Origin of the sequence: Devosia sp. LjRoot16, assembly GCF_964252795.1 — a bacterium.
Lineage (GTDB): Bacteria > Pseudomonadota > Alphaproteobacteria > Rhizobiales > Devosiaceae > Devosia_A.
In genome coordinates, this window is record NZ_CAXUPH020000001.1 from 1,896,703 (window position 1) to 1,918,162 (window position 21,460).

At 66.1% G+C, this 21,460-nt stretch carries 16 protein-coding genes; 11 read left to right on the forward strand and 5 right to left on the reverse strand.

Features of this window, described 5'->3' with window-relative positions; translation table 11 throughout:
* Positions 1-327 precede the first annotated feature (327 nt).
* From ACSQ23_RS09065 to ACSQ23_RS09075, 3 genes are all read right to left on the reverse strand, one after another.
* Entirely contained in the window at positions 328-2,091 is a 1,764-nt protein-coding gene (locus ACSQ23_RS09065; RefSeq protein WP_436090387.1) for an autotransporter outer membrane beta-barrel domain-containing protein, read from the reverse strand.
* A gap of 464 nt (positions 2,092-2,555) precedes the next feature.
* Positions 2,556-3,293 carry a FadR/GntR family transcriptional regulator gene (locus ACSQ23_RS09070; protein ID WP_436090388.1) on the reverse strand — a complete coding sequence of 246 codons (738 nt, stop codon included), beginning with the start codon at positions 3,291-3,293 and terminating at the stop codon, positions 2,556-2,558.
* 108 nt (positions 3,294-3,401) lie between these two features.
* On the reverse strand, positions 3,402-4,328 hold the full coding sequence (locus ACSQ23_RS09075; RefSeq protein WP_436090389.1) for a tyrosine recombinase XerC: 927 nt from the start codon (positions 4,326-4,328) through the stop codon (positions 3,402-3,404).
* 149 nt (positions 4,329-4,477) lie between these two features.
* Between ACSQ23_RS09075 and ACSQ23_RS09080 the strand changes: the two genes are divergently transcribed.
* Together ACSQ23_RS09080 and ACSQ23_RS09085 are read left to right on the forward strand one after the other, a co-directional pair.
* Positions 4,478-4,798, forward strand: a complete 321-nt coding sequence (locus tag ACSQ23_RS09080; protein WP_156387243.1) for a hypothetical protein — start codon at positions 4,478-4,480, stop codon at positions 4,796-4,798.
* Between the two features lie 66 nt (positions 4,799-4,864).
* The gene (locus ACSQ23_RS09085) at positions 4,865-5,530 is read left to right on the forward strand and encodes a L,D-transpeptidase (protein WP_055875588.1); all 666 of its coding nucleotides are present in this window, start codon (positions 4,865-4,867) and stop codon (positions 5,528-5,530) included.
* Between the two features lie 301 nt (positions 5,531-5,831).
* Here the strand turns inward: ACSQ23_RS09085 and ACSQ23_RS09090 are convergent, their stop codons facing one another.
* Positions 5,832-6,314, reverse strand: a complete 483-nt coding sequence (locus ACSQ23_RS09090; RefSeq protein WP_055875591.1) for a VOC family protein — start codon at positions 6,312-6,314, stop codon at positions 5,832-5,834.
* A gap of 127 nt (positions 6,315-6,441) precedes the next feature.
* Between ACSQ23_RS09090 and ACSQ23_RS09095 the strand changes: the two genes are divergently transcribed.
* On the forward strand, positions 6,442-8,610 hold the full coding sequence (locus ACSQ23_RS09095) for a primosomal protein N' (protein ID WP_055875596.1): 2,169 nt from the start codon (positions 6,442-6,444) through the stop codon (positions 8,608-8,610).
* A gap of 134 nt (positions 8,611-8,744) precedes the next feature.
* On the opposite strand, the gene ACSQ23_RS09100 is transcribed toward ACSQ23_RS09095, so the two are convergent.
* Complete coding sequence (locus tag ACSQ23_RS09100) at positions 8,745-9,332, reverse strand: hypothetical protein (protein ID WP_436090390.1); 588 nt, start codon at positions 9,330-9,332, stop codon at positions 8,745-8,747.
* 328 nt (positions 9,333-9,660) lie between these two features.
* Between ACSQ23_RS09100 and ACSQ23_RS09105 the strand changes: the two genes are divergently transcribed.
* The 8 genes from ACSQ23_RS09105 (at position 9,661) to ACSQ23_RS09140 (ending at position 21,421) form a co-directional block, all read left to right on the forward strand.
* The gene (locus ACSQ23_RS09105; RefSeq protein WP_055875602.1) at positions 9,661-10,221 is read left to right on the forward strand and encodes a F0F1 ATP synthase subunit delta; all 561 of its coding nucleotides are present in this window, start codon (positions 9,661-9,663) and stop codon (positions 10,219-10,221) included.
* Positions 10,221-11,753: a F0F1 ATP synthase subunit alpha gene (atpA, locus tag ACSQ23_RS09110; protein WP_055875605.1), complete on the forward strand. Its 1,533-nt coding sequence runs from the start codon at positions 10,221-10,223 to the stop codon at positions 11,751-11,753. The genes ACSQ23_RS09105 and atpA overlap by 1 nt, the downstream gene beginning before the upstream one ends.
* 59 nt (positions 11,754-11,812) lie before the next feature.
* Complete coding sequence (locus ACSQ23_RS09115; RefSeq protein ID WP_055875607.1) at positions 11,813-12,691, forward strand: F0F1 ATP synthase subunit gamma; 879 nt, start codon at positions 11,813-11,815, stop codon at positions 12,689-12,691.
* Positions 12,692-12,708: 17 nt separating this feature from the next.
* A complete protein-coding gene (gene atpD / locus ACSQ23_RS09120) occupies positions 12,709-14,250 on the forward strand; it encodes a F0F1 ATP synthase subunit beta (RefSeq protein WP_436090391.1) in 1,542 nt (513 codons plus the stop codon).
* Positions 14,251-14,311: 61 nt separating this feature from the next.
* Entirely contained in the window at positions 14,312-14,734 is a 423-nt protein-coding gene (locus ACSQ23_RS09125) for a F0F1 ATP synthase subunit epsilon (RefSeq protein WP_436090392.1), read from the forward strand.
* Positions 14,735-15,158: 424 nt separating this feature from the next.
* Positions 15,159-17,177 (forward strand): methyl-accepting chemotaxis protein, encoded by a 2,019-nt coding sequence (locus ACSQ23_RS09130; RefSeq protein WP_436090393.1) that lies wholly within the window; start codon positions 15,159-15,161, stop codon positions 17,175-17,177.
* 129 nt (positions 17,178-17,306) lie between these two features.
* Positions 17,307-19,355, forward strand: a complete 2,049-nt coding sequence (locus ACSQ23_RS09135) for a methyl-accepting chemotaxis protein (protein ID WP_436090394.1) — start codon at positions 17,307-17,309, stop codon at positions 19,353-19,355.
* Between the two features lie 257 nt (positions 19,356-19,612).
* Positions 19,613-21,421 carry a methyl-accepting chemotaxis protein gene (locus ACSQ23_RS09140; protein WP_436090395.1) on the forward strand — a complete coding sequence of 603 codons (1,809 nt, stop codon included), beginning with the start codon at positions 19,613-19,615 and terminating at the stop codon, positions 21,419-21,421.
* Positions 21,422-21,460: the final 39 nt, after the last annotated feature.

The window sequence follows — 21,460 nt, forward strand, 5'->3', positions numbered from 1 at the left end:
TCACCGGGTTACCGCGCCTGATGGCGGGGCCGGTGAGCAAACGAGGGTCAAACGGCCGTCGCGTCCCGGTCCCCGGAGGGGATGAGGCAGGTTTTGCCAATAATTAGGATGCAAGCGGTCATGGGCGGATAGGTACGCTCGGGCATGGCGGCTGTAAAGTGGCCGGTTGGGTGAACGGTGCGTTCGGTGGGGTGACCCCAGGCTGCTGCATGTTGCCCCAAGCACCGGTTGTAGAGTGAAGGCCTTCTCCTACAAGGGGAGAAGGCACTCGCTCCGCGGCCGGCGCCCGACAGGGAGAGTGCCGGCCACCGCTATCGGGGCAAGGGCTCAGAACTTCAGGCCGAAGCCGAGCTTGATGCTGTGGTTCTGCGCTCCTTCGGCGAGCTGTCCGGCATAGCTGGCGGTGAAGCTGGCCTGTTCGCTCAGGGCGAAGTCGAGACCAGCCTCGAGGCTCAGGGCGTCCCGGGCGATCGGCACGCCGACGCTGTCGAACGACGCAGCCGTAGGGATGGCCAGTTGCATCGCGCTCTCCGTGTCGCCGAGCGCATGCTGCCAGCCGATCTGGCCGGAGAGCTTGCCGCTCGCCTCGCCGAAACCGAGCGGCGCGGTGACGCGCAGGCCGATGGTGGTGAAGGCGTTCTGATCTGAGCTCCGCTCAGCCGACAGCGCTGCGGTGCTGCCGCCGGTTTCAGCGAACGCGTCGGTCGAGCGGGAGACCAGCGCGAGGCCGGCAAAAGGCGACAGCACCGCGGCGCCCAGGTCGATGCGGTAGTCGAGTTCGCCATAGGCCTGGATGGTCCGGGCGCCATACCGAGCCGAGAGCTGCTCGCTGAAGGCGGGGAAGACGACGCTGCGCTCGGTCGAGATGTCGTGCGCGCCAAAAGCGGCGCCGAGGTGCAGGCCGAGATCGCCGAACTGGGTGCCGCCATAGATGCCGAGCTGGTAGCTGTCGGTCGAGGCGGTGGAGGCGCGATCAGCGACGCTGAAGTTCGAGCGACCGTAGCTGGCCGTCAGGCCGACCAGCCAGTCGCCGACCGAACCTTCGACGCCGCCGATGAAGCCGGCCGAACTGCGCTCGAAACCGGCGGCATCTCCGACAGCATCGGTGCTGCTGGTCGCGGCCAGGGCCTCGCCCCAGAACGCCGCCCCGTCGGTCGGGGCTTCGTCGTTGCGCATCCGGCGCAAGCTCGCGTCGCGCAGGAAGCGACTATCCGCCAAGAGGGCGCCGGCGATATCGGCATGGATCTCGCCCGACAGCGCGTTGCCGGTGGGGCGGAGGTATTTGTAGAAGCCGACACCTTCCTTGCCGCTGCCCGGGGTGCTTTCTTCGCGGTTGAGGACGTTCATCGACCAGCCATCCTTGGTCCAGCGGATCGACAGGCCTTCGACCTCCTGTTCGCCGTCGATCTTCAGGTTGCCGATCGTCTCGACCTCGCCGGTTGCAAGGTTGGCGCGCATCAGCAGTTTTTCGTCATTGTCGGTGGCGAAGTACATGTAGCCGTTGAGCAGCTTGCCGCCCTGCGCCTGGTCCACGACCTGCGACAGCGGGATGTACTCCTTGAAGCTGAAATCGGCGAGGTTGTAGACCGTCAGTTCGGTGGCGTTGTCATAGGCAATGCCATAGGCGAGGCCGGCCTTGGCATCGACCGCTACCCAGCTGGCGATATCCTTGATGCCGTGTGGCGGGTTCAGCCGATAGGCCTGGCCGGTATAGGCCAGCGTCTTGGCGTCATAGACGGCGAAGACCGGATTGACGTATTTCTGGTTGCCATTGCCGGGGTCGCGATTGGACGAGTCGAGCGAGATGTAGAGGTAGCCGTCGGCGTAGTCGATGTCGCCGATATGGTTGAGCCCGATAGCGGAGAATTCCGAGGGGATCAGCAGTTGGTTGGCGATCGCATTGGGGTCGATCTTGATGGTGTTGAAGCCATCGTCGGCGATCTCCAGCGAATGGGTGCCCGAGAAATACCAGTTGGTCCCGTCCGTGGTGACACCCTGGCCACGTGCCGGGTCGGCGCCGAGGAAGAAATCCCGCTGCACCATGATCCACGGCTCTTCGGCCATGGCGGGAGTGCCGAGGCCAGTCAGCATGCTAGAGCCGAGCAGGACTGCAGTCACGGCATGGGAGAGAAGACGGGTGGTGTGGCGGGCTGCGCCGGAAAATCGAGAACGCATTGCTGAGCTCATAACTATCGGGTTGGGATGGCGTGACGGGGCTCTCATCGCCGGCAGCGACTGTCGGCGTCAGCGCATCTAATGGGATGGCGTGACACTCCCATGACGAATAATAATATTAATCATACTATGCCGTTCGGGCAGCCGGGTACGCCACCGCGCCCGTCGTCGTGGCAAGGTGAGGCAGCGAGGCACTGGGGGTGGCGGGCTGCGGCGCCTCCAAAAATCCGTACGGTCCGTTCGCCGTCGTGACGCCGCTGGCCCAGTCAGCCGGGCCCCGGCATCCGTTTCCGGAGACCGCCGGCCCGACGCTATCGCGAGGGCACGCGATAGCTCCCGGCCATGTCAGGCGCGTGTCAGATCATCGGCCCAGGCGGCCTTCAGCCGGCAGCCGGGTCCGGCTGCGCGCCGATGGCGCGCGCCACATCGAGCTCGGCATCGTCGAGCAGCCTGAGCAGGGCGTCCTGCGCGCCATCGGCGTCGCCGGTCTTGATGCAGTCGATCACCCGACGGTGCAGCGGCAGCGACGGACGTTGCCCCAGCGGGTTGGCATCCGACAGGCGAAAGCTCATGGCCAGCGCCGCTGCCATCAGGGCGGCCAGCGAACCGATCAGCTCGTTGCCGGTCATGCGCAGGATGAGCTGGTGGAAGGCGAGGTCCGGTTCGGCGAAGCGCGGCCCATCATCGGCATGCTGTTCCATCAGGGCGAAATAGCCCTCCAGCTCAGCGATCTGCTCGGGGCTGGCGCGCTGCGCGGCGAGCGCCCCGGCCGCCGGCTCGATGGCGCGCCGGAGTTCGAACAGGGCGCGCGTATCGCTGCGGTCGGTGGTCGCGCCATAGCGCCAGGCGAGAATATCGGGGTCGAGAAAGTTCCAGTCGCCGCGCGGGCGAACCCGGGTACCGGTGCGGGGGCGGGATTCGAGCATGCCCTTGTCGCCGAGGACACGGATCACTTCCCGCATCACGGTCCGGCTCACCCCGTGCGCGGCGCTCAGCTCTTCGACATTGTCCAGTTGCGTCCCCGGTGGCAGATCACCCCTGAGGATGCGGATGCCCAGTTGCTGCAGCAAGGAGGCATAGAGGCTCACGCCGGGCTGGTGGGTGACTTTGGTTGGCACGGCCGGGCGATCCAGTCTGAATCATACGATGATTGGCGCCCTAGGTAGTATTGCCTCTGCCGCAGCGCTGGAAGCCCCGAAATCGGTGGCTGATGCGTTGCGCCGGGCTCAGGTCCGCGGATGGGCGGCGCGATAACTCTCGAGCAGGCGCTCGGTGTCGACCGCGGTGTAGATCTGGGTGGTCGAGAGCGAGGCATGGCCCAGGAGCTCCTGGATGGCACGTAGGTCGCCGCCTTTGCCGAGAAGGTGAGTGGCAAAGCTGTGGCGGAGCGCGTGCGGCGTCGCCGATGGGGGCAGGCCGAGGGCGCCGCGCAGCTGCTGCATGCGCAGCTGGATCAGCCGCGGCGACAGCGGCCCGCCCTTCTTGCCGCGGAAGATCGGCTCGTCCGGACCGGGGTGGAACGGCGTGAGCCCGAGATAGGTGTCGATGGCCTGGCGCACCGCGGCGATCAACGGCACCAGCCGGGTCTTGCCACCCTTGCCGGTGACGCGCAGCGCGCTCGCCTCAAGATCGGCGCGGGAGACGGCGAGGGCTTCCGAGATACGGAGGCCCGCGCCATAGCAGAGCGAGATCACCGCCATGTCGCGGGCCGCGACCCAGGGGGTGTCCTCGAGCTCATCGGTGGTGCGGATGGTAGCCTTGGCCTCCAGCACGGTCAGCGCCTTGGGCAGCGAGCGCGGCTGCTTTGGGGTGCGGATGGTGTTCAGCGCTTCGCTCGCCAGAATGCCTTCACGCTCGAGGAAACCGAAGAAGCTCTTGATGGCGCTGAGCGCCCGGGCCAGCGAGCGCGAGCCGAGGCTCTCGCTGCGGCGGGCGGCGAGGAAGGCGCGGATATCGGCGGCGCGGAGCTCTTTCAGCGTCTGCAGCGTGACCTCGCCGCCGGTATGGGCGCTCAGGAAGCTGACGAACTGGCCGAGGTCGCGCAGATAAGCCTCAAGCGTCAACGGCGCGAGACGCCTGATGGCGCCGAGATCGCGCTGCCAATTGGCGATATGGGCGGCAAGGCCGGCGTCGGCGAACATGGCGTAGGACATGCTGCAAGGGTAAGCGCGGGCGGTTAGGATTCGGCAAACGCAGTTGGGTGTTGCAGATCTGCATCATCCACCCTCCGAACCCCCGGGTACCCAACACGCGGGCGTGAGGTGCCCTTTGCCTGCCTTATTTCGCGGGCTATCGGGGCGGCATGCATCGGTTGACTGCCATATTGGCGCTCTGCGTCGCGCTGCTCGCGCTGTTGAGCCCCAGCTTCGCGGCTGGGGTCTGCATTGCCAATAGCGGGCTGCCGACCGTGAGCGCCAGCCACGATGGCGGGCCGGCGCATCTGCCGAACCCCTGCGAGATGCAGGGCGGCAAACGGGTGATGCCGCCGCAGCCGGAACTGAGCCGGCGGGTTGTCGAAGTGCCTCGGGCGACCGTGGCGCAATGGGCCTTCGGGCTGGCCGACCAGCCGATGCGGCAAGGTCGCTCGCCCGTGGCAGAACTGCCGCCGCCTCGGCTGGGTTGAATCCCCCCACATCGCCATCCTCCTGACAACGCGGCCGCCTCCCGGCCGCTAAACGAGACATTTCAAATGACTGACCTGATCATCGGCCGCCGGGCGCTGCTCGCCGGGGCGGCGAGCTTTGCAGCCCTCGCCCTCGCCGGCTGCGCCACCTCCGGCGCGCCCCGGCTGGAAACCGAAACCGTCCGCATTCCGGACGACGTGCTCGCCATGTATGCGGCGCAGCCGAACGAGCGCTTCCCGATCCCGGCCGCCCGCATGGACCTGATCGAACCGCAGTTCTGGCGGCAGGTGGTGGACGATCCGACGGGCGAGCGGCCCGGCACCGTGGTGGTCGATACGGCGCACCGCTTCCTCTACCTGGTGCAGGAAAACGGCAAGGCGATGCGCTACGGGGTCGGCATCGGCCGTGACGGCTTCACCTGGTCGGGACGCGGCGTGATCCAGTATAAGCGCGAATGGCCGACCTGGACGCCGCCGAGCGAGATGATCGACCGGCAGCCCGAGCTCGAGCCCTATCGGCGCGGCATGGCGCCAAGCCTCGAAAACCCGCTCGGGGCGCGTGCGCTCTACATCTTCAAGGATGGGCGCGACACCATTTACCGGCTGCACGGCGCGACCGACGAGCGGACCATCGGCAAGGCGATCTCGTCGGGCTGCGTGCGGCTGCTCAACCAGGACGTGATCGATCTGTATCAGCGGGTGCCGAGTGGGTCGCCGATTCTGGTGATGTGACCTCCCCAGCGGTGTCATTCCCGCGCAGGCGGGACTTGCCACCAGACAGCGCCGCAAACTCGGTGTCATCCCGGCGAAAGCCGGGACCCACTGCTCTGAGGGTAGGCAGGCACAAGCCTTGCCGGTCCATCACCGAAAGGTCGGATGGTTCTATGCGGGTGGATAGGGCTGTGCACTGGGTCCCGGCGTTCGCCGGGATGACGGCCGGTGGGTGGGCACGATCATAGCTTAGCGCATGTGCGCCTGCGGGGATGACGGCAGTGATTGGGCGACCAGGCGCGGGGCTGGAGGCCCGGCGCCCCTAGTGCTTCAGCGCTTCGGCCAGTGAGTTCTGTACATAGGCCATGGGTTCCGACCATCTCGGGTCGCCCCAGCGCTGCTGCATCTCGGATTCAGAGACCTCCTCGACGCGCTGCTGCAGCCACCAGATATTGCCGAGCGGGTCGCGGACACGGGCGACGCGGTCGCCGAAGGCGAGCAGCGTCGGCTTGGTGACTTCGGTGGCGCCGGCTTCGAGCGCCTTGGCGAAGCCCTTGCGCGCATCGGGAACGTAGAGCCGGATGAAGGCCGGCATGGCCGCGAGGCCGGCCGGGGCGTCGAAGGCCATCACGACGGCGTCACCGATGCGGATCTCAGCGTGGCCGATGCTGCCATCCTCGTTGGCCATACGGCTGAGTTCGACCCCGTCGAAGGCGGCGACGAGGAAATCGATCAGCTGCGGGGTGTCGCTGGAAATGATCCACGGCGTGACGGTGGTGTAGCCTTCGGGAATCGTGCTGGGCATGGGACGCTCCTCGTGTGGTTGGGCACGGGTAATTGAACCGAGACTGCTGACAGAACGCGGCAGCAGCGTAAGAGTTTGGCGAAGGCACTTGCAATTCCCATCTCAGCCGTGAACAAAGCGAGCACAGATGGAAAAGTCCCCCGACATCGTGGCGGTGATGGTGAGCGTGTCGGTCGATGGACCGTACAGCTACCGCGTGCCCTATGGGATGGAGGTGCAGCGCGGCTCGATCGTCGCGGTGCCGCTGGTCGGGCGGCTGACGCTGGGCGTGGTCTGGGGGCTGCCCAAGGACAATTACGCGCATAACCGGCTGAAGGACATCGCCCAGGTCTTCGACACGCCGCCGCTCAGTGAAGAGCTGCTGAAGACGGTCGACTGGGTGTCGAAATACACCCTGGCGGCGCCGGGGCTGGTGCTCAGGAGCGTCTTGCGTTCGACCGAGGCGCTGGAGCCGGAGCGGCCGATCACCGCCTTCCGGCTGACTGGCGTCGAACCCGACAAGCGCACCAAATCGCGCGACAAGGTGCTCGACCTGCTGCTCGATGGGCAGGCCTGGGCCAAATCGGCGATCATCGGCGAGGCCGGGGTTTCGGCCTCGGTGGTCGAGGGGCTGGAGAAGGCCGGGGCGCTCGAGCGGGTCGAGATGGCGCCGCCACCGATCGCACTGCCGCCCGACCCGGACGCGGCGCCGCCGACGTTGAACGAGGAGCAGGCGGCAGCAATGGCGCAGATCCGCGAGATCGATGTCGGCGGTTTCGGGGTGGCGCTGCTCGACGGGGTGACCGGCGGCGGCAAGACCGAAGTGTTCTTCGAGGCGGTGGCCGATACGCTCAGGGCCGGCCGGCAGGCGCTGGTGCTGCTGCCGGAAATCGCGCTGACCTCGACTTTTGTCGAGCGGTTCTCCAAACGCTTCGGCACCAAGCCGGCCGAGTGGCATTCGGATATGACGCCGGCACAGCGGGCGCGGACCTGGCGCTCGGTACTGAACGGCGACGTGCGGGTGGTGCTGGGAGCACGTTCGGCGCTGTTCCTGCCGTTCCGCGAGCTCGGCCTGGTGGTGCTCGACGAGGAACATGACGGGGCGTTCAAGCAGTATGATGGGGTGAATTACCACGCCCGCGACATGGCGGTGGTGCGGGCGCGGTTTGCCGAGGCGCGGGTGATCCTGAGCTCAGCGACGCCGTCGGTGGAGAGCCGGAACAATGCCAACCAGGGGCGCTACAAGCATGTGCTGCTGACCTCGCGCTTCGCCGAGGCGGGGATGCCGGACATCGCGCCGATCGACATGCGCGAGGAGCCGCCGGAGAAAGGGCAGTGGATCGCCCCGAAGCTGGCGCGCGAGGTGTTCGCGACGCTCGACCGGGGCGAGCAGGCGCTGTTGTTCCTCAATCGACGCGGCTATGCGCCGCTGACGCTGTGCAAGGCGTGCGGGCATCAGTACCAGTGCCCGGATTGCTCGGCCTGGCTGGTCGAGCATCGCTTCCGCGGCGTCCTGATGTGCCACCATTGCGGGCATGAGCAGCGGGTGCCCAAGGCGTGCACCGAGTGCGGGGCGGTCGACTCGCTGACACCGATCGGGCCGGGGATCGAGCGGGTGGCCGAAGAGGCGGCGGAGCGCTTCCCGGGCGCGCGCATGGTGATCCTCAGCTCCGACATGGGCTCGAACCAGCAGCTCAAGGAGCGCTTTGCCGAGATCGAGCGCGGCGAATACGACCTGGTGGTGGGCACGCAGCTGGTGGCCAAGGGGCACCATTTCGAAAAGCTGACTTTGGTCGGGGTGCTCGATGCCGATCTCGGGCTCGACCGCGGCGACCCGCGCGCGGCGGAGCGGACCTTCCAGATCCTGACGCAGGTAACGGGGCGCGCCGGCCGCGCCAACCGGGCCGGCAAGGCGTTCCTCCAGACCTATCATCCGGATCACCCGGTGATGAAGGCGATGGTCAAAGGCGATCGCGAGGCGTTCTACAAGCATGAACTCTTGGCGCGCGAGGCGGGTGGGCTGCCGCCGTTCGGCCGGCTGGCGGCGCTGATCGTTTCGGCCAACGAGCACGACCCGGCCTTCGCCTATGCCAAGCAGCTGCTGAGCGTCGCGCCACTGGCGGAAGGGCTGAAGCTGTTCGGCCCAGCCGACGCGCCGATCTCGATGATCCGCGGCAGGCACCGGGTGCGGCTCTTGGCGCAATCCGGCAAGGATTTTGATCTTAGCGGTTACGTGCGGTTCTGGCTGGAGCAGGCGCCCAAGACCACGGGGAACCTCAGGGTGCAGGTGGATATCGATCCGCAGTCGTTCCTCTAGCGCCGGCAGAAAGGCCCCCTCACCCGCCGCTCCGCGGCGACCTCTCCCTCAGGGGAGAGGTCCGTCAGGATCTTTTGCGATCGTGCGAACGGCCTGCAGGTCGTCTCACGGGCAGCCGCGATCCTGGGCGCCGGCTAGTCGATATCTGGCGGCTCGGGGCCGCTGTCCATCGATGATGACGAAGAGGACGGCTCCTCCGGGGGCGGCTTTGGCGGCGGCGCGCCCAGCCGGAACTCGACTACCGTTGTTTTGGGTTGCTCGCCGGACTGGGCGGGGGCGGTGCCCATGATCCTGACGAACTTCGCGCCGTTCTCGGCCTCCTTGCTCTTTTTTCGGAGTTCGTCCTCGCGGCGCCTCACCTCATCGATCATTTCGCCGACGCGAACGCTGACGCGCCATCGCCCCTTGGCCGAGCGCTTGAGCAGCGCGCCGGCCAACCGTCGCGAGCCATCGGAGATGGTGCCGATTTCCTCATCCTGCTCGGCCGTCAGCGTGAAATGCGCACGCAGGAATCCACGGATGTCGTGCGCCGCTTCCCCGAGCACTTCGGCGTAGTCCGGTTCCTCGGGCGACGGAATCATGGCGTTCAGCGAGGCCTCGCTCAGCAGCGGCAGCCCGCTCGCTGCGGCGCGGCGCAAGGTCTCGGCCAGTGCGCCCCGGCTTATTCCCGCAAAACACGCCGCCGATCCGGCGGCGATCACCCAACGACGATTGAGTGGCATGATCCACACCTCACAACGGACGTCAGCAGCTGAAAAAATACGCCTCGCCCAACGGTGACACAAGGGACACCTTCCCTGCCGGCACCGGCCATTGTCGACGATCGACCGGCGCCAGTGAACGGGGGACGATCAGCAAGGCCCTCCCCTGCGACAAAACTCCCCGAAAGACTCGTGTTCCGGTGCCTTGCGGGTGCCGATCTCGCATGTTAGAGGGGGCGCGAAATCCGGGGGGCTATCGGCTTTTCCCGGCGAACAATCATAAGCGAAAGCAGCCTCCGGCGCCTCTATCGGCCGGATTCGGGTTGCGCAGCACGAGGGTGACGGGGCATTGGCAGCGCAGAATTCAGTGCTTACCCAGATCGCGCGGCCATATGCGTCGGCGCTCTACGATCTCGCCGCAGCCGACGGTTCCGTCGCAGCGGTCGAGCAGGGGCTGGTGAACCTCCTCGCCCTGGCTGAACAAAGCCCGGATTTTGCCCGGTTCCTTCGCTCCCCGGTGATCAACACCGAAGAGAAGGCGCAGGCCATCCACGCCGTGCTGGAGCGCGCCAAGGCGCACACCACGGTCGGCAATTTCGTCAGGGTGGTGGCCCGCAACGGCCGGCTGTTCGCGCTGCCCGAGATTATCAAGGCGTTCCGCGAGCGTGCCGCTGGCGCCCGTGGCGAAGTCAATGCCGACGTGACCTCGGCGACGCCGCTCACCGCGGCCCAGGTCAAGACGCTGGCCGATACGCTCAAGGCGAAGATCGGCAAGTCCGTCACGCTCAACCAACATGTCGATCCCAGCCTGATCGGTGGCCTCGTGGTCAAGGTCGGTAGCCAGATGATCGACAGCTCACTCAAAACCAAGCTCACGGCGATGAAGATCGCGATGAAAGAGGTCGGATAATGGATATCAAAGCCGCGGAAATCTCTGCGATCCTCAAGGAGCAGATTCAGAACTTCGGCCAGGAAGCGGAAGTTTCCGAAGTCGGTCAGGTTCTGTCGGTTGGCGACGGTATCGCCCGCGTCTACGGCCTCGACAACGTGCAGGCCGGTGAGCTCGTCGAGTTCCCGGGCGGCATCAAGGGCATGGCGCTGAACCTCGAAACCGACAATGTCGGCGTCGTGCTGTTCGGCAATGACCGCGGCATCAAGGAAGGCGACGTCGCCAAGCGTACCGGCGCCATCGTTGATACCCCGGTGGGCAAGGAGCTGCTCGGCCGCGTGGTCGACGCGCTCGGCAACCCGATCGACGGCAAGGGCCCGCTCAAGGCCAAGGAACGCCGCCGCGTCGACGTGAAGGCCCCGGGCATCCTGCCACGCAAGTCCGTGCACGAGCCGATGTCGACCGGCCTCAAGGCCATCGACGCGCTGATCCCGATCGGCCGCGGCCAGCGCGAGCTGATCATTGGCGATCGCCAGACCGGCAAGACCGCCGTCATTCTCGACACCTTCCTGAACCAGAAGCCGGCGCATGCCGCCAACGCTTCGGAGACGGACAAGCTCTATTGCATCTACGTCGCCGTCGGGCAGAAGCGCTCGACCGTGGCGCAGTTCGTCAAGGTGCTCGAAGACGCCGGCGCCATGGAATACTCGATCGTCATCGCGGCGACCGCGTCCGATCCGGCGCCGATGCAGTTCCTCGCGCCGATGACCGGCGCCGCCATCGGCGAGTATTTCCGCGACAACGGCATGCATGCCGTGATCGCGTTCGACGATCTGACCAAGCAGGCCGTGGCCTACCGCCAGATGTCGCTGCTGCTGCGCCGTCCGCCGGGCCGCGAAGCTTACCCGGGCGACGTGTTCTACCTGCACTCGCGTCTGCTCGAGCGCGCCGCCAAGCTCAACGAAGAGCATGGTTCGGGCTCGCTCACCGCGCTGCCGGTGATTGAGACCCAGGCGAACGACGTGTCGGCCTACATCCCGACCAACGTGATTTCGATCACCGACGGCCAGATCTTCCTCGAGACGAACCTGTTCTTCCAGGGCATCCGTCCGGCGGTGAACGTCGGTATCTCGGTGAGCCGCGTGGGTGGTAACGCCCAGATCAAGGCGATGAAGCAGGTTGCCGGTTCGCTGAAGGGCGAGCTCTCGCAGTATCGCGAGATGGCCGCGTTCGCGCAGTTCGGTTCCGACCTCGATGCCGCCACGCAGCGCCTGCTCAACCGCGGCGCCCGCCTGACGGAGCTGCTGAAGCAGCCGCAGTTCGCGCCGCTGAAGCCGGAAGAAGAAGTCGCGGTGATCTTTGCCGGCGGCCAGGGCTACCTGGACGACCTGCCGGTGTCGAAGGTCGGCGAGTTCGAGGCGGGCCTCTTGAGCTACCTCCGCTCCAAGGGTGCGGATGTGCTGGCGGCGATCGCCAAGGAGAAGGCGCTGTCGGATGATCTGCGCGCCAAGCTCAAGGCCGCCATCGACGCGTTCAAGAAGACGTTCTCGTAAGCCCTTTCAGAATAACGCGGGGTCCGGTTCGGGCCTCGCTATGGGAGTAGAGCGGCCCGATGCCCTCGCTAAAGGACCTTAAGAACCGGATCGCCTCGGTCAAATCGACCCAGAAGATCACCAAGGCCATGCAGATGGTGGCAGCGGCGAAGCTTCGCCGCGCACAGGAAGCAGCCGAGGCGGCGCGTCCCTATGCCGAGCGCATGGGCAACGTGCTCGCGGCGCTGGGCGCAGCCTATGCCGGCCGTGCGGACGCTCCGGCACTGCTCGCCGGCAACGGCCGTGACCAGGTGCACCTGCTGGTCGTTGCGACCGGTGAGCGTGGCCTTGCCGGCGGCTTCAACTCGTCGATCGCCCGTCTCGCCCGTGAAACAGCGCAGAAGCTGATCGGCGAAGGCAAGACGGTGAAGATCCTCACCGTCGGCCGCAAGGGCAACGACATCCTGAAGCGGACGCTGGGCGACAAGATCGTCGAGACGATCTCGTTCCGCGAAGTGCGGACGCTGGGCTATGTCAACGCCGCGACCGTCGGCGAGAAGCTCTTGGCGATGTACGCGGCGGGTGAGTTCGACGTAGCGACGCTGTTCTACGCACGCTTCCGTTCGGTGATCGCGCAGATCCCGACGGCGCACCAGCTGATCCCGGCAAAGTTCGACGCGCCGGCCGCCGATGCGGCGGACACGCTGAACTACGAGTACGAGCCGGACGAGGAAGCGATCCTCGAGGACCTGCTGCCGCGCAACATCTCGGTACAGATCTTCCGGGCATTGCTCGAGAACAACGCATCGTTCTTCGGGGCGCAGATGAGCGCCATGGACAATGCGACGCGCAACGCCGGCGAAATGATCAAGAAGCTGACGCTGGTCTACAACCGGCAGCGCCAGGCCCAGATCACCAAAGAACTCATCGAAATCATTTCGGGCGCGGAAGCGCTCTAGCAGGAACGAGGTAAATCATGGCCCGCGCAGCAACTGCAGCAAAAGCCCCGGCGACCGACAAGGCTCCCGCCGCCAAGAAAGCCCCGGCCGTCCGCAAGGCCGCTTCGACCCCGGTGGTCGCGACTTCCGGCAAGCCGGTCGGCCGCGTTTCGCAGGTGATCGGCGCCGTGGTGGACGTGACCTTCGATGGTCACCTGCCGGCGATCCTGAACGCGCTCGAGACCGACAATAATGGCAGCCGCCTGGTGCTCGAAGTGGCGCAGCACCTCGGCGAGAACGCCGTGCGCACCATCGCCATGGACACTACTGAAGGCTTGGTCCGCGGCGCGCCCGTCGTCGATACCGGCGAGCCGATCTCGGTGCCGGTTGGCGACGAGACGCTGGGCCGCATCATGAACGTGATCGGCGAGCCGGTGGACGAAGCCGGCCCGGTGCAGACCAAGGCCCGCCGCGCCATCCACCAGGAAGCGCCGTCGTTCACCGAGCAGGCCTCGGAAGCGCAGATCCTCGTCACCGGCATCAAGGTCGTGGACCTGATCGCTCCATACGCACGCGGCGGCAAGATCGGCCTGTTCGGCGGCGCCGGCGTGGGCAAGACCGTGCTGATCCAGGAACTCATCAACAACGTCGCCAAGGCGCACGGTGGTTACTCGGTGTTCGCTGGCGTGGGTGAGCGCACCCGCGAGGGCAACGACCTCTACCACGAAATGATCGAATCGGGCGTGAACAAGGACCCGCATGAGAACAACGGCTCGACCGCCGGTTCGAAGTGCGCCCTGGTGTTCGGCCAGATGAACGAGCCGCCGGGCGCCCGTGCCCGCGTGGCGCTCTCGGGCCTCACCGTCGCCGAGCACTTCCGCGACCAGGGCCAGGACGTGCTGTTCTTCATCGACAACATCTTCCGCTTCACCCAGGCGGGCGCCGAAATGTCGGCACTGCTCGGCCGTATTCCTTCGGCGGTGGGTTACCAGCCGACGCTCGCCACTGACATGGGCGCACTGCAGGAACGCATCACCACCACCAACAAGGGCTCGATCACTTCGGTGCAGGCGATTTACGTGCCGGCCGACGACTTGACCGACCCGGCGCCGGCGACCTCGTTCGCCCACCTCGACTCGACGACGACGCTGAACCGCGCCATCTCCGAGAAGGGCATCTACCCGGCCGTGGATCCGCTGGACTCCACCTCGCGCATGCTGTCGGCCAACATCGTTGGCGAAGATCACTACAACACCGCCCGCGAAGTGCAGCAGATTCTGCAGCGTTACAAGGCGCTCCAGGACATCATCGCGATCCTGGGCATGGACGAGCTTTCCGAAGAGGACAAGCTGACCGTGGCGCGCGCCCGCAAGATCGAGCGCTTCATGAGCCAGCCGTTCTTCGTGGCCGAGGCCTTCACCGGTACTCCGGGCATTTTCGTGGCGCTCGAAGACACCATCAAGGGCTTCAAGGGCCTCGTCGAAGGCAAGTACGACCACCTCCCGGAGGCTGCCTTCTACATGGTCGGCACCATCGAGGATGCGGTCAAGAAGGCCCAGAAGCTGGCCGCTGCGGCTTAAGCTTATCTGACGAACTCGGGTTCGCCTCAGGGCGGACCCAGCTCAACCCAAAGGCAGGACCATGGCCGAAGGCACCAAACTCGAAATCGTCTCGCCCGAGCGGCTGCTGCTGTCGGAGACCGTGAAGTCGGTGACCGTGCCGGGCGCCGATGGCTATTTCACCGTGCTGGGCGACCACGCGCCGCTGATGACCACGCTGAAGCCGGGCTTCGTGACCGTGGTGCGCAATGACGGGATCAGCCACGTCTACTACGTGCGCGGCGGCTTTGCCGACGTCTCGCCCGAAGGGCTGACCATCCTCGCCGAAGAGGCGCAGGATATCGCCGAATTCGACCGCGCCAAGATCGAAGGGTTGATCGCCGCCGGGCTCACCGCCCAGCAGGCGGCGAACACCGCCGACGAAGAAATGCGCCTGCAGGCGGAAATCGACGGCTGGCGCAACCTGCTGCTCGACGCTGCGGTCGGGACCAGCACCGCACACTGAGCGGACGGCAGATACGGAATTCGAAACGGGCGCCCCGCGGGGCGCCCGTTTTGCTTTTGGGGGCACGATCTTCCGACTGCATGTTCTCAGTTCGCCGATGGCGCAGTCGGCGCACCCTCTCCCGTTTACGGGGGAGGGTTCCTGACTGCACGATGCGGTGGAGGTCCAACGGCAGAGATCGCCTAAATACGCAACCGGAAGCAATTCACCATCCCTTAAGGCAAACTGCGTAATTGTCGATATCGGGAATGCAGCAAGACTAACCGCGCCGGGGCCAGGACAGCCGCGGCCAGTTGTGGAGCCGCGCCCAATTGATCCCCAGCAAAACGAGGCCGTTCACCGGAAGCAATTCCGGACGCGCTCAGTCATTGCCGCAAGTCGTCCACGACGTCGTCCACTCCAGAAGCAGAGCGAGCGCAGACCAATGAAGATCCGGACCCGCCTTTTCCTTATCGTTGCCGTGATGGGCCTGGTGGTCTCGGCGATCGGCGGCCTCGCCATGTATGTGACGGCGTCGTTCACCGAGCGCACCGAGCAGCTCGAAGCGGCATCGCAGCGGGCCTTCAACGGCGAGCACCTCAACCGCCTGGTGACGGCGGTGGTGATGGATGCGCGCGGCATCTATGCCTCGCCCAATGTCGAGAAGGCGGCGCCGTTTGCCGAGGGGCTGCTGAAGTCGCTCGACAAGATCGATGCGCACCTTGCCGAGTGGCAGCCGCTGGTGCCGGCAGCCGATCGGGCGGCGTTCGACCAGGTGGTGGTGCGGACGGCGGAGTTCCGGCAGTTCCGCGCCGAGACGGCACGACTGGCGACGATCGATCCGGCCCAGGCCAATGCGCAGGGCAATAACGACGCCAACCGCGCCAACCGCAAGGCCTACCAGGCCGAGATCGATGCCGTGGTGGAGAACGACCAGGCGCAGTTCGAGGCGATCAAGGCCGAGATCGGCGGTTTCGAGGCGCTGATCCTGCCGGTGGTGGCAGGTGCGACGCTGCTCGGGCTGCTCGCCGGCGTCGGCGCGGCGCTCTATGTCGGCACGCGCTATGTGTCGAACCCATTGACCCGGGTGACCGAGACGATGGCGCGGATCGCCGAGGGCGACTTTGCGACCGAGGTGCCCTATGCGGGCGAAAAGAACGAGATCGGCCAGATGGCGGCCGCGGTGCAGGTGTTCAAGGAGAACGGCATCCGCGTCGCCGAGATGAACGAAGACGAACGCACCCGGCACGAGAAGGCGGCGGAGCGCGCCCAGATGATGCTGGCCTTCCAGAACGCCTTCGACGGGGTGGTGGCGGCGACGCTGAAGGGCGACCTGTCGCGACGCATCGACGCGCATTTCGCCGATGCCGATATCGAGCGCATCGCCAACAACTTCAACGGGCTGATGGATACGGTGGCGAGCGGGTTGAACGAAGCCGGCGACGTGCTCGAGGCGCTGGCCGAGGCCGACCTGACGCGGCGGATGAACGGCGCCTATGAGGGCGAGTTCGCGCGACTGAAGCACAACACCAACACGGTGGCCGAAAAGCTCACCGATATCGTGACGCAGCTGAAGAAGACCTCGTTCGACCTGAAGACGGCGACCGGCGAGATCCTCTCGGGCGCCAACGATCTGAGCGAGCGCACCACCAAGCAGGCGGCGACGATCGAGGAGACGTCCGCTGCGATGGAGCAGCTGGCAACCACGGTGCTGGCCAATGCGCAGCGCGCCGCCGGTGCCTCGGAAAATGCCGCAGAGGTGACGACGACGGCGGAAGCCGGCGGGGCGGTGATGCTCAACGCCAATGCGGCGATGGGGCGGATCACCGAGAGCTCGGCGAAGATCTCCAACATTATCGGGCTGATCGACGACATCGCCTTCCAGACCAACCTGCTGGCGCTCAACGCCTCAGTGGAAGCGGCGCGCGCCGGCGACGCCGGCAAGGGCTTTGCGGTGGTGGCTGTGGAAGTGCGGCGACTGGCACAGTCTGCGGCCAGCGCTTCGGCGGAAGTGAAGGCGCTGATCGAGCAGTCGGCGAACCAGGTGCAGGGTGGCTCCAAGCTGGTGGCGGAAGCAGCGGCCAAGCTCGAGCAGATGCTGGTGGCGGTGCGCGGCAACCGCGAGCTCTTGGAAGGTATCGCGCGGGACAGCCGCGAGCAGGCCGCGGCGATCGAGGAGGTCAATACCGCGGTCCGGCAGATGGACGAGATGACCCAGCACAACGCGGCACTGGTCGAACAAACCAATGCCGCGATCGAGCAGACCGAAGCGCAGGCCAGCGAGCTCGACCGGATCGTTGCGGTGTTCACCGTCGACGGCCAGGCCGAGGCGGCCTCGCCCGTGGTGGAGCTGCAGCCCCAGCGCGGGATCAAGGCACTGGAACAGCGGGTGAAGGCAGCGGCGAAGACTTACCTCAGCCGTGGCAACACTGCGATCAAGGCCGACGACTGGGCAGAATTTTAGCTTCAGGTCGGGTTTTCAACTACGCATTAACCATCAGAGAGCACCCTTTGTTCACATCGGGACGCACGCCGGCCGCGTGTGTCCTCTGGGCCGCCAGAAGGCGGTGGCGTCGGCCGACGGAACTTCAGAATGAAGCACAAGGGTACTGCCGGCGCGTCGACGACGCCGGAAACCCGCGCCCAGGCGGCGTCGGGAAGTGGCGTGCGGCTCAGGACCCTGGTGTTCGGGTTGGTCGCGGCGCTGGTGCTGATCGGCGGTGTGGTCGCGGGGGCGAGCCTTTACGTCTCCACCGGCTTCAAGGCATCGGGCCATAGCAGTGAGACGCTGATGAGCTCGATGCGGGCTCACATGACCGCCGACATGCTGCACGACAGCATGCGCGGGCTGGTATACCGCAGCCTCTACGCGGTGATTTCCGGCGATATCACCATGGTCCAGGACACTTATGTCGACGTAAAGACCTATGGCGACTCGTTCCGGGCGGCGATCGCGTCACAGGCCGGCCTTGACGTGCCGACCGACGTTCGCAAGGCGCTCGACAACCTCGCAGGCCCCCTCGACGCCTACATCAACGCGGCGACGGCGCTGGTGGAAAAGGCCACTGAGTTCGACGTTGCCGGCGCAACGACCGATCTTGCCGCGTTCGACCAGAGCTTCGAGGTGCTCGAAGGCGAGATGTCCCAGGTGTCCGATGCGATCGAGGCAGCCAATGTGGCGCAGCTCGGGGCGGCCCAGCAGAATGGCCAGCTTTCCGACATCGCGACCTGGGGCGGGCTGGCCCTGATCGTCGGGCTGGCGGTCGCCACGATGCTGCTGGCGCAGCGGTTCGTGGCCAAGCCCCTGGCGCGGATGACCGAAGGGTTCCGCCGGCTGTCGGAGGGCGACCTCGAGGTTGCTGTCGATGACAATAACAGGATTGCCGAGGTCAACGGCCTCGGCCGGGTGCTCGGCATCTTCCGCGAGGCGCTGCGCAGCCGCGATGTGCTGGCCGGCGAGGCGGCGGCGACTGCCCGGGTGACGGTGGCGCGCGCCGATGCGGCGGCGGCGCTCAACCAGGAGATCGGCGACGTGGTGGGGGCTGCACTGGAGGGCGATTTCAGCCGTAGGGTCGGCACCGACTTCACCGACCAGGATCTGAGGACATTGGCTGAGGGCGTCAACCAGCTGGTCGAGACGGTCGATGCCTCGATCGGCGAGACCGCACAGGTGCTCGGGGCGCTGGCGCAGGCCGACCTGACGCGGCGCATGGAGGGCAATTATGCGGGATCGCTGAAGAAGCTGATGGACGACACCAACGCGGTCGGCGACCGGCTGACCGAGGTGGTGACCAACCTCCGCTCGACCTCGCGTTCGCTCAAGGTGGCGACGGGCGAGATCCTGTCGGGCGCCAATGATCTGAGCGAGCGCACCACCAAGCAGGCAGCGACGATCGAAGAGACCTCGGCGGCGATGGAGCAACTGGCGGTAACGGTGCTCGAAAATGCCAAGCGGGCGGAATCGGCGAGCAGCAATGCGGCGGACGTGTCGCGGACGGCCGAGCAGGGCGGCGCAGTGATGCGCGAGGCCGAGGCGGCGATGGAGCGGATCACCCAGTCGTCGGCCAAGATCTCCAACATCATCGGGCTGATCGACGACATCGCCTTCCAGACCAACCTGCTGGCGCTCAACGCTTCGGTGGAAGCGGCGCGGGCCGGCGACGCGGGCAAGGGCTTTGCGGTGGTGGCGGTGGAAGTGCGGCGGCTGGCGCAGTCGGCGGCGAGCGCCTCATCGGAGGTGAAGGCGCTGATCGAGCAATCGGGCACGGAAGTCGCCGGCGGCTCGAAGCTGGTGGCGGAAGCGGCAGCAAAGCTCGGGGTGATGCTCGAGGGGGCACGCACCAACTATGAACTGCTGCAGGGGATCGCCGGCGAGAGCCGGGCGCAGGCCTCATCGATCGAGGAGGTGAACGTTGCGGTGCGGACACTCGACGAGATGACGCAGCACAATGCGGCGCTGGTTGAGCAGACCAATGCCGCGATCGAGCAGACCGAGTCGCAGGCGGGCGAGCTGGACCGGATCGTCGATATCTTCACCGTCGCCGAGGCTGGCGAGGCGCCGGCCGTGCCGCGGAAAGCGGCGCGGCAGGTCTATCTGAGCCAGGGCAACGCTGCGATCAGCAGCGACTGGAACGAGTTCTAAGCCAACGGCCAATGGCCGCAATCGTCAGCGAAAGGGCGCCGCATGGCGCCCTTTTTCGTTCCTGCGGCGGGTAGAAACCGCGAATATCCGCCAGATACCAGAATGCGTATTTGAGCAATAACTGCTCACGGAAGCGCGAAGGCGCGCCCTCATGGTGTACCGCGCGTTAATACGCATGCCCGGCTTGGAGGTTCCTCAAGCGGATATACGCTGAAATCACGCCGGATCCGCAGAAGCGGTTTTTGGGGGCAGAAGTCATGGGTCAGTCTATTTTCGCCGGGTTCACCGGCAACTCTCATTCGGATGATCGCAGCAAGGTCGCGGCGATCCTGCGCAGCCAGGCGGTGATCGAGTTCAAGCTCGACGGCACCATCATCACGGCGAACGCCAATTTTCTCGGTGCCACCGGGTATGCGCTGGAGGAGATCCAGGGCGAGCACCACCGGATGTTCGTCGATCCGGTGCAGGCGCAGGGGCCGGACTATGCCGAATTCTGGCGCTCGCTGGGGGCGGGGCAGTTCCAGTCTGGCGAGTATCGCCGCTTCGGCAAGGGTGGCCGGGAGATCTGGCTGCAGGCGAGCTACAACCCGATCCTCGACAAGGCGGGCAAGCCGATCAAGGTGATCAAGTTCGCCTCCGACATTACCGAGCAGAAGAACCGCGCAGCCGACATGGCGGGGCAGGTGGCGGCGATCAGCCGGTCGCAGGCGGTGATCGAGTTCAAGCTCGATGGCACCATCATCAGCGCCAACGAGAACTTCCTTGCGACGCTGGGTTACCGGCTCGAGGAAATCCAGGGGCGGCACCACCGGATGTTCGTCGAGCCCAGCTACGGCGCCAGCGCCGAGTATGAGCAGTTCTGGGCCCGGCTGCGTAGCGGCGAGTTCATCGCGTCGGAGTTCAAGCGCTTCGGCAAGGGCGGCAAGGAGGTGTGGATCATGGCCTCCTACAACCCGGTATTCGATGCCGCCGGCAAGCCGATGAAGGTAGTGAAGTTTGCGTCCGACATCACCGAGCGCAAGAAATCCGAGGCGATCATCGAGCTGCTCAAAACCTCGCTGGCGCGGATGGCCGATGGCGACCTGGGTGGGCGGGTGGATACCCAGTTTACCGGCCAGTACGAGGGGCTGCGGCAGGCATTCAACGCTTCGCTGGAGCGGATCACCGAGATCGTCACCTCGCTGCAGACCACATCGCGGGCGCTGAAAACGGCGACCGGCGAAATCCTGTCGGGCGCCAACGATCTCTCGGAACGCACCACCAAGCAGGCGGCAACGATCGAGGAGACCTCGGCTTCGATGGAGCAACTGGCCTCGACCGTCACCGAGAATGCTAAGCGGGCGGCCGACGCCTCGATCAAGGCGCAGGACGTCAGCAAGACGGCGACCGAAGGCGGCGCGGTGATGGAGAAGGCGACCGCGGCGATGGAGCGGATCACCACCTCGTCGGGCAAGATCTCCAATATTATCGGGATGATCGACGACATCGCCTTCCAGACCAACCTCCTGGCGCTCAACGCTTCGGTCGAGGCGGCCCGCGCCGGCGATGCCGGCAAGGGTTTTGCGGTGGTGGCGGTGGAAGTGCGGCGGCTGGCGCAATCGGCGGCGAGCGCCTCATCGGAGGTGAAGGCGCTGATCGAGCAGTCGGGCACGGAGGTCGCGGGCGGCTCGAAGCTGGTGGCCGAGGCGGCGCAGAAGCTGGTCGCCATGCTGGAGACGGCGCGCGAAAGCTCGAACCTGATTGAGGGTATCGCCACGGCGAGCCGCGAACAGGCGGGCGCCATCGAGGAGGTGAGCTCGGCGGTGCGGGTGCTCGACGAGATGACACAGCAGAATGCCGCGCTGGTGGAACAGACCAATGCGGCGATCGAGCAGACCGAGGGGCAGGCGACCGAACTCGACAAGATCGTCGACGTGTTCTCGATCGAGGACGGCGGGGCGATGTCGATGCCAGCCGAGCCGCGCCCCGGCAGCGTCAAGGCTCTGCAGCAGAAGGTGAAGGCGGCGGCCCGCAGCTATCTCAGCGAGGGCAATGCGGCAGTGGCGAAGGACTGGGCGGAGTTCTGACGCGCCCCAGCGGCGCTGATCGTGGACCCCGGCCACTGG

What these genes read in the sequence shown, in the direction of transcription:
- ACSQ23_RS09065 (WP_436090387.1), bottom strand. Translation starts at nt 2,091, where the DNA reads ATGCTGACTGGCCTCGGCACTCCCGCCATGGCCGAAGAGCCGTGGATC.
- ACSQ23_RS09075 (WP_436090389.1), bottom strand. Translation starts at nt 4,328, where the DNA reads ATGTCCTACGCCATGTTCGCCGACGCCGGCCTTGCCGCCCATATCGCC.
- ACSQ23_RS09080 (WP_156387243.1), top strand. Translation starts at nt 4,478, where the DNA reads ATGCATCGGTTGACTGCCATATTGGCGCTCTGCGTCGCGCTGCTCGCG.
- ACSQ23_RS09085 (WP_055875588.1), top strand. Translation starts at nt 4,865, where the DNA reads ATGACTGACCTGATCATCGGCCGCCGGGCGCTGCTCGCCGGGGCGGCG.
- ACSQ23_RS09090 (WP_055875591.1), bottom strand. Translation starts at nt 6,314, where the DNA reads ATGCCCAGCACGATTCCCGAAGGCTACACCACCGTCACGCCGTGGATC.
- ACSQ23_RS09095 (WP_055875596.1), top strand. Translation starts at nt 6,442, where the DNA reads ATGGAAAAGTCCCCCGACATCGTGGCGGTGATGGTGAGCGTGTCGGTC.
- ACSQ23_RS09100 (WP_436090390.1), bottom strand. Translation starts at nt 9,332, where the DNA reads ATGCCACTCAATCGTCGTTGGGTGATCGCCGCCGGATCGGCGGCGTGT.
- atpA (WP_055875605.1), top strand. Translation starts at nt 10,221, where the DNA reads ATGGATATCAAAGCCGCGGAAATCTCTGCGATCCTCAAGGAGCAGATT.
- ACSQ23_RS09115 (WP_055875607.1), top strand. Translation starts at nt 11,813, where the DNA reads ATGCCCTCGCTAAAGGACCTTAAGAACCGGATCGCCTCGGTCAAATCG.
- atpD (WP_436090391.1), top strand. Translation starts at nt 12,709, where the DNA reads ATGGCCCGCGCAGCAACTGCAGCAAAAGCCCCGGCGACCGACAAGGCT.
- ACSQ23_RS09125 (WP_436090392.1), top strand. Translation starts at nt 14,312, where the DNA reads ATGGCCGAAGGCACCAAACTCGAAATCGTCTCGCCCGAGCGGCTGCTG.
- ACSQ23_RS09130 (WP_436090393.1), top strand. Translation starts at nt 15,159, where the DNA reads ATGAAGATCCGGACCCGCCTTTTCCTTATCGTTGCCGTGATGGGCCTG.
- ACSQ23_RS09135 (WP_436090394.1), top strand. Translation starts at nt 17,307, where the DNA reads ATGAAGCACAAGGGTACTGCCGGCGCGTCGACGACGCCGGAAACCCGC.
- ACSQ23_RS09140 (WP_436090395.1), top strand. Translation starts at nt 19,613, where the DNA reads ATGGGTCAGTCTATTTTCGCCGGGTTCACCGGCAACTCTCATTCGGAT.